General features: G+C 66.7%; 12 protein-coding genes. 6 read left to right on the top strand and 6 right to left on the bottom strand.

The features are described from left to right. Positions 1-4: 4 nt before the first annotated feature. Positions 5-559 carry a TetR/AcrR family transcriptional regulator gene (locus tag HBE64_RS22000; protein ID WP_167107126.1) on the bottom strand — a complete coding sequence of 185 codons (555 nt, stop codon included), beginning with the start codon at positions 557-559 and terminating at the stop codon, positions 5-7. A 75-nt stretch (positions 560-634) separates the two neighbouring features. Between HBE64_RS22000 and HBE64_RS21995 the strand changes: the two genes are divergently transcribed. From HBE64_RS21995 to HBE64_RS21975, 5 genes are all read left to right on the top strand, one after another. Further along, complete coding sequence (locus tag HBE64_RS21995; protein WP_167107123.1) at positions 635-1,849, top strand: FAD-dependent monooxygenase; 1,215 nt, start codon at positions 635-637, stop codon at positions 1,847-1,849. Between the two features lie 109 nt (positions 1,850-1,958). Next, positions 1,959-2,747: a trehalose monomycolate transport factor TtfA gene (gene ttfA / locus HBE64_RS21990; RefSeq protein ID WP_167107120.1), complete on the top strand. Its 789-nt coding sequence runs from the start codon at positions 1,959-1,961 to the stop codon at positions 2,745-2,747. Between the two features lie 20 nt (positions 2,748-2,767). Then, complete coding sequence (locus tag HBE64_RS21985) at positions 2,768-3,544, top strand: SDR family oxidoreductase (RefSeq protein WP_167107117.1); 777 nt, start codon at positions 2,768-2,770, stop codon at positions 3,542-3,544. 1 nt (position 3,545) lies between these two features. Beyond that, on the top strand, positions 3,546-4,085 hold the full coding sequence (gene pyrE / locus HBE64_RS21980; protein ID WP_167109548.1) for an orotate phosphoribosyltransferase: 540 nt from the start codon (positions 3,546-3,548) through the stop codon (positions 4,083-4,085). 19 nt (positions 4,086-4,104) lie between these two features. Further along, on the top strand, positions 4,105-4,503 hold the full coding sequence (locus HBE64_RS21975; protein WP_167107114.1) for a PAS domain-containing protein: 399 nt from the start codon (positions 4,105-4,107) through the stop codon (positions 4,501-4,503). 3 nt (positions 4,504-4,506) lie between these two features. Here the strand turns inward: HBE64_RS21975 and HBE64_RS21970 are convergent, their stop codons facing one another. Together HBE64_RS21970 and HBE64_RS21965 are read right to left on the bottom strand one after the other, a co-directional pair. Beyond that, positions 4,507-5,169 carry a ScbR family autoregulator-binding transcription factor gene (locus tag HBE64_RS21970; RefSeq protein ID WP_167107111.1) on the bottom strand — a complete coding sequence of 221 codons (663 nt, stop codon included), beginning with the start codon at positions 5,167-5,169 and terminating at the stop codon, positions 4,507-4,509. Next, a complete protein-coding gene (locus tag HBE64_RS21965) occupies positions 5,153-5,833 on the bottom strand; it encodes a TetR/AcrR family transcriptional regulator (RefSeq protein ID WP_243841418.1) in 681 nt (226 codons plus the stop codon). The genes HBE64_RS21970 and HBE64_RS21965 overlap by 17 nt, the downstream gene beginning before the upstream one ends. A gap of 224 nt (positions 5,834-6,057) precedes the next feature. Here HBE64_RS21965 and HBE64_RS21960 point away from each other — a divergent pair, with 224 nt between their 5' ends. Beyond that, positions 6,058-6,840, top strand: coding sequence for an FAD-binding protein (locus HBE64_RS21960; RefSeq protein ID WP_167107105.1), 783 nt, complete (start codon positions 6,058-6,060; stop codon positions 6,838-6,840). Between the two features lies 1 nt (position 6,841). Here the strand turns inward: HBE64_RS21960 and HBE64_RS21955 are convergent, their stop codons facing one another. From HBE64_RS21955 to HBE64_RS21945, 3 genes are read right to left on the bottom strand one after another with little or no spacing between them, the layout of a single operon-like run. Then, entirely contained in the window at positions 6,842-8,701 is a 1,860-nt protein-coding gene (locus tag HBE64_RS21955) for a bifunctional diguanylate cyclase/phosphodiesterase (protein WP_167107102.1), read from the bottom strand. Beyond that, positions 8,698-10,842 (bottom strand): Rv1355c family protein, encoded by a 2,145-nt coding sequence (locus HBE64_RS21950; RefSeq protein WP_167107099.1) that lies wholly within the window; start codon positions 10,840-10,842, stop codon positions 8,698-8,700. Before HBE64_RS21950 ends, HBE64_RS21955 begins: the two co-directional genes overlap by 4 nt. Beyond that, positions 10,839-11,591, bottom strand: coding sequence for a hypothetical protein (locus HBE64_RS21945; protein ID WP_167107096.1), 753 nt, complete (start codon positions 11,589-11,591; stop codon positions 10,839-10,841). The genes HBE64_RS21950 and HBE64_RS21945 overlap by 4 nt, the downstream gene beginning before the upstream one ends. Positions 11,592-12,115 lie beyond the last annotated feature (524 nt).

The following is a 12,115-nucleotide window of genomic DNA, read 5'->3' as shown; positions in this document are numbered from 1 at the left end:
GCGTTCAGGCGTCGGGCATGCCCAGCGCGGCGAGCGCACCGGCGACGGTCGCGTCCCGCAATCGCCGACGGGCACTGTCGGGGAATTGCAGGCAACAGTCCTGCAGACCGCCGAATGCGATGACCCCGCGGGCCGACTGCTCCAGGGTGGGCCGGGGCCCGAACACCAACCGGCACAGCCGTTCTCGCCAGGCCAGCAGTGTGTCGATCAAGCCGAGGTCGGCCAGAGTGGTCAGTTCGGTGACCACTAGCATCAGGTCGGTGCGGTGGCGGTAGTGAAAGTCGAAGTAGCCCTCGAGCAGCTCGCGCGGCGTGGCCGGATGGTCGACGGCGCGAGCCTCCTGCTCGGTGACGAAGCGCTCGCCCTCCTCGATGAGCGGCTGCAGAATGCTGCGCACCAGGTCTTCGCGTGAGTTGAAGTGGTAGTAGAGCGCGGGTTTGGTGATGCCGAGCCGGTCGGCGATGTCCTGCAGGCTGGTGCGCTGCACGCCCTTCTGCCCGAACAGTTCACGGGCGACGTCCTGGATCCGTTCACGGGTTCCTGACGACGGCCTGGTCACGTAGCCACCCTAACTGACCGATCGTTAAGTAAGCTGCGTGATGTGCTTACCGACCGTTAAGTAAGGAGATTCACCGTGCGTGTACTCGTTTCCGGCGCCAGCATCGCCGGACCGGTGCTGGCCTATTGGTTGACTCGCCGCGGATTCGACGTCACGGTGGTCGAGCGCGCTCCGGAACTGCGCAAAACTGGCGGCCATGCCGTCGACCTGTTCCGTCCGGCGATGGAGATCTCCGAGCAGATGGGCGTGATCGACCAGATTCAGGCCTGGGCCACCGGCACTACCCGGATGGTGCTGCACCGCATCGGGGCACGGCGCCCGGCTGATCTCGACTACCTCAAATTGGTGTCGGTGATGTCTGACCGGCACGTCGAGATCATGCGCGACGATCTGAGCCAGATCTATTTCGACGCCGGCCGTCAACACGTCGACTACATCTTCGGCGAACAGATCACCGCGATCGCCGACGACGGCACCGTGGAGTTGGCCCGATCGGGGCGGCGACGCTACGACATCGTCATCGGGGCCGACGGCCTGCACTCGGGCGTACGACAGCTGGTCTTCGGTCCCGACGCCGGGCACAGCCGCTTTCTCGGCGGCTATCTTGCTGTGCTTTCGGTGCCGAAAAGCCTTGCCCGCGAAGGCGAGTTGACGGGCTTCCTGGACGCCCGCCGATGGGCGATGATCTACACCGCTGATCATCTCGACGACGCTCGCGCGGTCTTTCTGTTCTGCCCCGAGGCTCCGCTGGAGTATCACCATCGTGACTACGCGCGGCAGCGCGCACTGTTGCGAGGCGTGTTCACCGGTCTGGGCGCCACCGTCGATCGCTGGCTTGCCGAGCTCGACGGTCCGGGCACGTTCTATTTCGATTCCATCACTCAGCTCGAGTTGACCAGCTGGTCGCGCGGCCGGGTCACACTCGTCGGTGATGCGGGCTACTGCCCGGGGCCGGGCGTCGGCGGCAGCACCAGCCTCGCGGTGCTGGGTGCCTACGTACTGGCCGGTGAACTCGGGCGGGCAGGCGGCGATCACACCGCGGCCTTCGCCGCCTACGAGTCAGTGATGGCCGATCCGGTGCGGCACAGCCGTGCGTTCGCCCGGACCGTCGCCAAGTCGCTGGTGCCCAGATCGCAGCTTGGAGTCCGCGCCCTCGTCGGCGCCGGCTGGGCGCTATCGGCGTTGCCGGGCCGGTTGACCAGTGCCGTCGCCCGGTTCAGCGATAAGGGCGTCCGGCTCTACGACGGCATGCAGTACCCGGACTACCCGCTGCCCAGGGCCATCGGGTGAGGGTCCACACCTGGTCGCGGTACCCCCGATGCGAGGATCCCGGCCTGTAATCCGCTTGTGACCTGCTGGAGTTCTCGCTTCTGGCGGGTGAGCAGATACGCTAGGGCTAATGGTTCCGTTCTGGTTCACGCTGTCCGCGCTCTGCTTCGTAGGCGCGGCGGTGCTGCTATACATCGACCTCGGCCGACGCCGCGGTCTCGGCCGTCGCCGCAAGTCCTGGGCCCGGTCGCACGGCTTCGACTACGAGCCCGAGTCCAGCGAGATCATCAGCCGCTGGACCCGCGGCGTGATGTCGACTGTCGGTGAGGTCACCGCCCGCAATGTGGTGCTCGGCCAGATCCGCGGTGAAGCGGTGTACATCTTCGATCTCGAAGACGTCGCCACCGTCATCGCATTGCATCGCAAGGTCGGCACCAACGTGGTGATGGACTTGCGGCTCAAGGGCATCGCCGAGCCGCGCGAGAACGACATCTGGCTGCTCGGCGCCATCGGCCCGCGGATGGTGTACTCCACCAACCTCGACGCCGCCCGTCGCGCCTGCGACCGCCGCATGGTCACCTTCGCCCACACCGCACCCGACTGTGCCGAGATCATGTGGAACGAACAGAACTGGACGTTGGTGTCCATGCCGATCACCTCGAGCCGCGCCCAGTGGGACGAGGGGCTGCGCACCGTGCGGCAGTTCAACGACCTGTTGCGCGTGCTGCCCCCGCTGCCCCAGCAGGGTGCGCTCACCCAGTCCGCGGGCCGGCGCAACGCATCGCCGGGCCGTCCGCTGGCACCAGCAGGTCGTCGGGAGCTGCCGACCGGCCGCAGCGACTCGCCGCCCCCGCTGCGTCCGCAGCAGCCGCGCGGCTCAAGCCAGGCCGGCACGCAAGCCCCCAATTACCAACGCTGAACTTTCGATAGGGTCACGTCGTGTCCCGTCCCGTCGCCCTCGTCACCGGGCCCACCTCAGGTCTCGGCGCCGGCTATGCCCGCCGCTACGCCCGTGACGGCTACAACCTGGTCCTCGTCGCCCGCAACGCGGAGCGCCTCGAGGACCTTGCCGCCGAACTTCGCGCAGCCCACGGTGTCGACGTCGAGGTGCTGGCCGCCGACCTCAGCGTTGCAGCCGACCGCGCCACGGTGGCCGACCGGCTGGCCGCCGGGGTCGCCGTGCTGGTCAACAATGCCGGCTTCGGCACTTCGGGTGAGTTCTGGACCGCCGATCCGGCGATGCTGCAGGCACAGCTCGACGTCAATGTCACCGCGGTGATGCAGCTGACCAGAGCCGCGCTGCCGCCGATGCTGGCCGCCGGTTCCGGCACGGTCATCAACATCTCGAGTGTGGCCGGGCTGCTGTCCGGCCGCGGCTCGACGTACTCGGCGTCCAAGGCGTGGGTGGTGTCGTTCAGCGAGGGGTTGGCCAACGGTCTGGACGGCACCGGCGTGAGCATTCACGCGGTATGCCCAGGCTTCGTGCGCACCGAGTTCCATCAGCGCGCCGGTATCAACATGACGTCGATTCCGAACATCATGTGGCTCACCGTCGACGACGTGGTCGCCGAAAGCCTGGCCGATGTGGCCAAGGGCAAAGTCATCAGCGTTCCCGGCCTGCAGTACAAAGTGCTGACGACCGGCGGGCGTCTCGTTCCGCGCGGGCTGGTCCGCGCGCTCACAAAGGGATTTGGACGTGGCCGTGACCGCACCTGACATCAACTCCGATCAACGCGACGAACTCGCCCGACTGGTGCGCGAGCTCTCGGTGGTCTTCGGCCGGGTCACCCTGTCCTCGGGTAAAGAAGCCGACTACTACGTCGACCTGCGCCGGGCGACTCTGCACCACCAGGCCGCACCGCTCATCGGCCGTCTCATGCGTGAGCTCACCGCCGACTGGGACTACGCCGCGGTCGGTGGACTGACCATGGGCGCCGACCCGGTGGCCAGCGCCGTCATGCATGCACCGGGCCGGCCCATCGACGCCTTCGTCGTACGCAAGTCGGCGAAAGCCCATGGGCTGCAACGCCAAATCGAAGGGGCCGACGTGGCGGGTAAGCGCGTGCTGGTCGTCGAGGACACCAGCACCACCGGCGGCTCGGCCCTGACAGCGGTGCACGCCGTCCGCGACGCGGGTGCGACGGTGGTGGGTGTGGCGACCGTGGTCGACCGGGCGACGGGTGCCGCCGAGGCGATCGAAGCCGAAGGTGTGCCCTACCGCAGCATCCTCGGGCTGGCCGATCTCGGTCTGGCCTGAGGCAGGGATAACCAGGGTCATGGAGCGGCGACGGCAGGGGCGGTCCGGGCAGTCACCGCTGGAAACCCTTCAGCAGATGCCTGCGCTCGTGGTGCTCGAGCGGCTGCCGGTGCCGGTGCTCGCAGTCGGTGAGGACGGGACGATCCTGTTCGCCAACGAGGCATTCGGTGTGATGGTCGGCTTCGACGTTCACGACGTGCTCGCGATGAAGTTCGACGACATCTTCGGCACCGTGCCGGACGCGTCGGTCGTCTCCGTTGTTCGGGCGCACGCCGATCTGCTGGTGGAGCTGCGACACGCAGACGGCTCGACGGTACGCGCGAAGCTCAGTAGGTCGGCTCTGTTGCGTGGCGACGACCCGGTGGCGCTGGCGACTTTTCAGGACCTCACCGAACAACTTTGGGAAGACGAGGCGTAGGCCTCATTGCGGCTGGGGTTCGCCCGGGTTGAACCGCACCGCTTCCCGTGCCAGGTACTGCTGGAAGTAGGCAAGTGACTCCTCGGCGGCGATCGAGGGCAGCAGCAGCTGCCAGGCCCACGACAACCGCACCAGCATGTCGGAGCCGGCGCTGAGGGCTGTCGACAACTGCTCGACACCCAGCAGCACCGCGATGATCGTCGCGGCGACGACGTCGGGGTCGGCTCCGTCCCGCAGGTCGCCTTCCTCGGCGGCCTTGTGGGCCTGACCGGACACCACGGTGGTCCAGTCCTGGTAGGTCTGCGCACCGGCATCGCTGAACTGGCCGAGAGCCCGCGCGAGTTGGCGTCCGATCCGGGCCAGCTTGTCGTGGGCGATGAGTCCGAGGACGACGAACGAGCCGTGCACCATGTTCTCCAGCGCCGGCGACGACGAGCTGGCGATCTCCCGGAAGGTTCCGATCACCCGCTCGGTGGCCTCCTCGATGATGGCTGCCGCAAGCGACTCCTTGGATTCGAAATGGTAGTAGAGCGCGCCTTTGGTGATGTCGGCTCGTTCGATGATGTCACCGAGACCTGTTGCAGCGAAGCCGATTTCGTCGAAGAGCTCGACGGCGGCGTCGATGATCCTGGCGCGGGTTGCCTCTGCTCTAGCTTGACGGCCCATCGGGTGGGGTCCTCCAGTTCTTCAAGGCTTGGACGGTCCGGCGCCGGATGAACTGGCTGAAGTAGTCGATCCGGTCCGGGGCCGCGAACCCGGGCAGGATGAGGTTCCAGTTCTTCTCCATGTTGCGCAGGAACTGCTCGGCGTTGTTTAGTTCGGTGGTCAGCCTGGTCCCGGTGTACATCGAGATGATAAGGCGGGCAACGTCTTCGGGATCGCGGCCTTCGGCGATGTCGCCTTCGTGGACGGCGCGTGCCACCGCCGCGGCCATGCCCCTGATCCACTCGTCCAGTCGTTTGGCTTGCACACCCTCGATGCGGCCGACCGAATCCATCAGGTTCAGCCCGGCCTGGCCGATCTCGGTCGTGTAGTCCTGGGCGGCGACCAGGTAGACGATGTCGACGATCGTCTCCAGTCCGGAGAGCTTGCGGCCCATGATCTCGTGGATCGAGCCGCGGGTTATCGCGGTGCGTTCGTCGATGATGGCCTCAGCCAGAGCATGCTTGGACCGGAAGTGGAAGTACATCGCGCCTTTGGTGACCTCGGCGTTGGCCAGGATGTCGTCGAGGCTCACCGAGCTGTAGGCCTTGCCGGCGAACTCACGGCACGCGGCGCGCAGGATCTGCGCACGCGTGGTGTCGGTCGCCTTGTCGCCCAGCTGCGTCACCAATGAATCCATTTCATCCGTGTCCCCCGCGACTGTCGATTATGCAGCAACCCTGACGCGTAACCCGTTTCTAGGGGTGTTTCCCGACGGATAAATGTAGTCCAGCGCTAGAGTATGACCCTAGGTCATACAGACCGTAGTAAATCAGCGGAAAAGTATGTAACAATCTCCCAATGCGTACTCTCGGTTCGGGGTCCGAAGGTGGCTACTCCAGGCTGGCGGCGATGACTGCTGACGACAACGTCGAACGGTTCTCCAACTTGTACTGGGATGACGTCGTCGACGTCATCTGCGCGGGCAGCGGTCCCGGCGCGCTGGCCCACGCGATTCTGTGCGCCGATCTCGGTCTGAGTGTGGTCTTCGCCGACGCGGTATCGCCGGCCGATCTTGCCGATGAGGACACGCTGGAGTATCTGCAGGCGATGATCGATGACCTCGGATCCCTGCCCCGCGTCCCGGGGAACCTGGAGCTGCCGCTGACCCGGGCGGTGCCCGAACCGCCGGTCACCCCGAAGAAGGGTAAGCACGCCACCATCGCCCCGTTCGTCGGCTCGAGACTGCGGGACTGGGCTCTCCAGTGCGCGGTGTCGCCATTTGGGGTGATCTACAGCGGGGTGCCCGACGGCATGATCCCGATGCGCAGCGAGTCCGGCACCGCGATCCGTGCGGCGGTGCTCGGGGGCTATCGGCCGAACGCCGACCGGCCGGGTCCGGCATTGGCGGCCTGGCTGGCCGAGCAGGCTCGCGAGCGTGAGATCGAGGGCGACGGAGCGGCGATCCAGCGGTTGGTGTTCGAGGACGGCCGGGTGGCCGGAGCGGCCATCGAGGGTCCGTCGGGTGTCAGGCTGGTGCGGGCGCTGGAAGGTGTAGCGCTGTCCACCGGACCCATGCCCGGTGGTGCCGAGTGGCCCGCCCAACCCGAGTTGCGCGACATCGACGTACAGGTAGCCATTGTCAGCCGGTCAGCCAGCCGATTCGGCCGGGTCGAACTGCTGCAGCAGAGCTGACTCAGCGCCCCTTGGCGGCGCCGAAGTCAACTGAGACAAACTTTTTCGCGAACAGCTCGGCCATCGCATCGGCGGGCAGCGGGCGGGAGAGCAGGAAACCCTGCGCGCGATGGCAGCCGTGCTGCAGCAGGGTCAACGCCGCGGTTTCGTGTTCCACCCCCTCGGCAACCAACTCCAGTTCGAAGGCTTCGGCGAGTGCGATGACCGCGCGGACGATCGCCAGATCGCCGGGGTTCGAGCCCAGGTCCAGCACGAAGCTCTTGTCGATCTTGAGGGTGTCGACCGGCAGGGACTTGAGGTGGGTCAGCACACTGTAGCCGGTGCCGAAATCGTCGATCGCGACCTGCACCCCGACTTCCTTGAGCCCGGCAAGCGTGGTCCGTGTGGTCTCGATGTCTTGCACCACAACACTTTCGGTGATCTCCAGACATACCGACTTGCCGTCGAGCCCGAACTCCTCGATGGATTCCCGCACCGTTTCGACGAATCCGTCCGTGACGAGCTGAACCGGTGAGACGTTGAGCCGCAGCGTCGCGTTCTCGGCGAGGCCCTGGGCCTGCCAGCGGCTGAACTGCTCACATGCCGTCCGCATGACCCAGCGGCCCAATTCGCCTGCCAGGTTGATGGATTCGGCAACATGGATGAACGAGTCGGGAAGCAGCAGTCCCCGGGTCGGGTGCTGCCAGCGCACCAGAGCCTCGGTCGCCAGCACCTCACCGGTACGCATGTCGACCTCGGGCAGGTAGTGCAGGATCAGCGAACCGGTCTCGATGACACCCTGCAGATGCAGCTCGATATCGTTGCGGAACTCACTGCTCAGTGACATCTCGTCGGTGAAGACCGCGATCTTGTTGCCGCCGGCGTTCTTGGCGTTGAGCACCGCCTGATCGGCGCGGCGGAGCAGATCGGAGGTGGTGTCACGTCCCGGTGAACCCAGTGCGACACCGATACTGACTGTGCGGGTGAGCATTTCGCCACCGATCGCAACGCGTTCGCGCAACAGCGCTTGCAGGCGGTACGCCAGTGACTCGGCCTCAGCGGCACCCATCGGAGCCGCGGGAACGACCACGAACTCGTCGCCACCGAGGCGTGCGATCACGTCGGCCTCGTCGGTCTCTTCGCGTAGACGCTCGGCGAAGGTCCGGATGAACCAGTCACCGGCGTGGTGGCCGAGATAGTCGTTGATGGCCTTGAGCCGGTCGAGATCGAGGAACAGCGCCGACACCGGGCCCGGCCTGCCCGTGCGCAGCCGCTCGTCCAAGTGCGCCAGCAACGCCCGGCGATTACTGAGGCCGGTCAGGTCGTCGTGCTCGGCGAGATAGCGCAGTTGGTCTTCGGCGACCACCCGCGCCTGAACCTGGGCAAACAGTGAGGCAATCGCCTTGAGCGCGTTGAGTTCTTCCGGCGACCAGTCCTTGATGCCGAACTTGATGAATCCCAGGGCTCCGGTGGTGACGTCGCCGGACAGCAGCGGCACCGAGGCCAGCGAGGGCAGCGCATAGCCGGCTTCCGCGACGCGGCGCTGGTAGTCCTCCGCCTCTTCTTCCACCGGCTCGGGGGAGAAGAACACCGGTTCCTTGGCGTGTTCGGCGGCGGCGAAAATCGGATCCGCGTCGGCGAAGTAGACCACCCCGAGTGGATCCGGATCCGGAACCTCGGGCCGCTGCGGCCACTCGGCGACGAGCTTGGTGGCCCGGATCGAGTGGTCGTTGTAGCGAAGGAAGCTGACATCGACACCGAAGGTCGTCACCAGCTCGGCGAGCACGTCACGGCTGACCTCCGACGACGTCGCCGACGTGGCCGCCATCAATCGGGTGGCGACCTCGGTGACGAGGTTGTCGAGGCGGTGCGGGACGTTCATCGGATCCGTTCGCCATCCATTGATCGGCGCCGGCTCCGTACAGACGGCTTAGGAGCGTGGATGAATCGCAGGACCAGGGCCTGTCCTTCGGTGGGGTCGGTGCCGGTCAGATCGCGGAACTGCTGTTGCAGGGAGCGCAGCGCAGGCACGTGCTCGGCGGCGAGCTCGGCCAGGTCGCCGTCATCGTGGGCGTACAGGAAGACCGGCGACACCGGCTGAATCCCGATCCGGTGCTGCTCGGCGGCGATCCACACCGCCTCGACGGCCGCGCCACCGCGCGCGTAGTCGGTGAGCGTGTGGCCGGTCATCGTGACCACGCCCAGGGCTGAACTGCTGCGGACCCGTTTGGTGACGTCTTCGCCGAGGGCCTGGCCCGCATTCCACTCGGCTAGGCGAGCCATCACGTCGCCGCGGCGCAGGATGTCCAGGGTGGCGATGTCGGCCGGGTCGAGCTCGAGTCCGCGGATGTCGAGCCCGTCGCTGATGTCCTCGTCGGGCCAGCGCAGCTCGGAGATCATCTCGGCGTGCAGACGGTGCTGGAGGTAGCGGATCCGGTCGGTGGCGGCGAGGATCTCGGCGGCGCGCTCGATGTCGGCGCGCTCGGTCAGCAGTCGCAGGACACCGCCCTCGGCCTGTGCCGCACCCTTGAGCGCCGCCACAGTCGCCGCGTCCAGGGGCGTGGGTATGCCGCGGTGCCGATTGGTCTCCCGGTCGAGCATCGGGCCGTACAGCGCCGCCAACGCGTCGTCCCGCCCGTCGGCGAGCTCGATTGTGGCCCGCAGCGGAACCCTCGGGGCGTCCTCGGTGAAGGTGACCGGACCCAGGGCGCCGCGAGCGGCGGCCACCACCCGCGCGTTGAACGTCGAGGCGCCGATCGCGACCGCGCTGCCCCGGTAGGCGACGTCCATCGTCGAGGTGTACTGCGTTGCCATCTCGACGGTCACCGAATCATTCTGAGCCACAATGTGCCACGGTTGCATGTTGCCCCCCGAAGGGGCGCGCTGCACGGCGGCGGCGATGGCGACCTGCACCGGCTCCAGACTGTGGTCCTGGCCAGGTGCGATGTCGGTGGCTGGTGGGACCGTCGGTGGCCGTGGAGGTTCGGCGAGCTCGTCGAGGGCGCGGGCGACGTCGATGCGAACCCGCCCCGACGGCAGGGGCTCGCCGAGACCGATCCGGCGGACCGCCTCGGCGACGCTGGCCGCCCCGACCGCGATGTCGCCGGCCACCTGCGGCCAGGTCGACAAGGTGCGGCCGACCTCGACAAGCGATGCCGCTCCGCGGTCGGACAGCCGCGCTGCGTCGACGATCCGCAGCACGTGCGGAACCTTGTCGCTGCTGCTGAGTCCCGCCAGCTCGGCGGTGCTCACATCGCCGAGGAGGCCGTGCAGGATGGGCCGTTGCGGGTCCTGGTCGTAGCGCTCCACGTCGATCAGCCCGCGATCGCTGCTGGCCATCAGCACCGGGATGCCGCGGGTACGGGCGGCCTCGCGTACGGCCGCCTTGATGTCCAGCGAGTCACACTCTTCGACCACGATGTCGAGGCCGTCGAGAAACGCGTCGATCGAATCCGGGGTGATCCCGGCGGTCGAGACGCGGACGGTTAGGTAGGGGTCGAGCTCGGCGATCCGCCGGGCGGCGACGACAGCTTTATTGACGCCGATGTCGAAAACCGTTGCAGGAACCCGATTCAGATTCGACAGCTCCATGGTGTCGAAGTCGGCCAGGCGCAGTTCGCCGCACAGGCCCTGCGCGGCCAGGGTGTGGGCGATTGCGTGGCCCACCGACAGCCCGATCACTCCGATACGCAGTTCGGCCAGCCGGTCCTGTTCCTCGGCGGTGATCATGTTGCGGTTGCGGTCGAGTCGCAGCCGGCGAAACGCCAGCGGACCCGGTATCGCGACAACCGCCCGTCGCCACGGGTAGTAGGCCCAGCGCATCGGCTCGGCGAGCAGGTTCGAATCGGGTGTGGGACGCAGCGCCTGCAGAGCCTCCGCGAATCCGGCGGTCTGATCGAGGATTTCGATGGTGGCGTCAGACCGCAGCCGGTCCAGTGCGGAGGTGTCGTTGGGGTTGTCGCTGTGCAGGAGGTGTGCGCTGTAGGCGTCCGCGCCGATACCGGCGGAGACGTCGAAACTCACATGCCACTCCCGTACTGCATGCCGAAGCCGCTGAACTCGTCGGACAGCGTAGCCAGCATGCGCATTTCCTTGACGATCTTCGCCAGCTGCCGCGGGGCAGCGTGGTTGGCGAAGGTGCGCCGGTCCCAGAACATCAACTTGGTGCGATAACGGTCACTCGGGTACGCGGCGGCCGGGACCTTGCTCGCCACGACGCCACCGGACGAGCTCCACCGGTCGAGCACGTGGGCTGCGGCCGTGGCCATGATGAACTGCGCGCCGAGCAACGACATCGTGGGGAACGCAGTGCGCGCGAACGTGTTGGTCAGTGAGCCGGCCCGCTCAGGGTCGTCGGACACCCATGCGGACTTCATCTCGACCACGCCGAACGGCAGTCGGTCGGTGATCATCTTGCGGACCATATCCTGCCCGGGCTGTCCTTCCCATTCGACGATCGCGTGCGACTCGTCGGCGTCGAAGTACGGACCCTTGGCGCGCAGGCCGCCCACCACGCGGCCGTCGGCGTCCAGCGCGGTGTAGAACAGCGTGGTGTCGCGGCCGTCGCTGAACGAATCCAGGTCCAGGGCGGCTTCCACACCGTGTTTGCGGTAGTTGCGCTCCGCTCCCTGGAGGTAGTCTTGCCAGAGAGTGGGTTCGCTGTCGGGCTGAGCAAGCACGATGGTGCACCCCGTGTCCTCGTCCTGCCAGCTAATCGTTTCAGGCAGGTGGTAGAGGGTCTCGTCAGGAACGGCCAGCACGGAAGTGTTCATCGTTTCCCATCCATCAGACGGCTTGCGTACGGGGTTGCCGCAGGTCACGCCACGGTTGCGTAGCCCCCAGTTATGGGATTACGCAACTATTAGTATCTCGCTCATAGTGGCCAAGACTCCAGCCGTCAGCCCGAAAAACATTCGCTACTGGGCAGTAGGGCTTGCCGGCGATGGCAAACCCGTGCTGGCGAAACCCCGAACTTGATGTCCGGAATCGACAATGACCGAGGTCACAGGTGGTGGGGTCGCACAGGGGGCGCGAGACCCTACACTTTTGATCGCCGGGAGGGAGATTGGCGTTACCGGTGAGTTGGGTGGTCTTCGACACGTCCAAAGCGGGGTTGACGGGCCACAACGGACCGAGAACGGCCGCTGCGGACGGCGTATCGCGAGCCCTGCGCGGGCGTTGCGAGACGGTGTCCGAAGGGTCTGTGGCGGTGCGTCCCCAGCACCCGTCGAATCGATTGCCGGCGCTGCCGCAGTTGATTCGTCTAGCAAACAATCGTGCGGGGGCGCGCAAGGCC

The organism is Mycobacterium sp. DL592 (assembly GCF_011694515.1).
Lineage (GTDB): Bacteria > Actinomycetota > Actinomycetes > Mycobacteriales > Mycobacteriaceae > Mycobacterium.
This window is presented reverse-complemented; position numbering and strand designations above follow the sequence as displayed.

Excerpts from the sequence above, each read along its gene's own strand:
- ttfA (WP_167107120.1), top strand. The coding sequence starts at position 1,959 with ATGGTTCCGTTCTGGTTCACGCTGTCCGCGCTCTGCTTCGTAGGCGCG.
- HBE64_RS21960 (WP_167107105.1), top strand. The coding sequence starts at position 6,058 with ATGACTGCTGACGACAACGTCGAACGGTTCTCCAACTTGTACTGGGAT.
- HBE64_RS21955 (WP_167107102.1), bottom strand. The coding sequence starts at position 8,701 with ATGAACGTCCCGCACCGCCTCGACAACCTCGTCACCGAGGTCGCCACC.
- HBE64_RS21975 (WP_167107114.1), top strand. The coding sequence starts at position 4,105 with ATGGAGCGGCGACGGCAGGGGCGGTCCGGGCAGTCACCGCTGGAAACC.
- HBE64_RS21970 (WP_167107111.1), bottom strand. The coding sequence starts at position 5,169 with ATGGGCCGTCAAGCTAGAGCAGAGGCAACCCGCGCCAGGATCATCGAC.
- HBE64_RS21945 (WP_167107096.1), bottom strand. The coding sequence starts at position 11,591 with ATGAACACTTCCGTGCTGGCCGTTCCTGACGAGACCCTCTACCACCTG.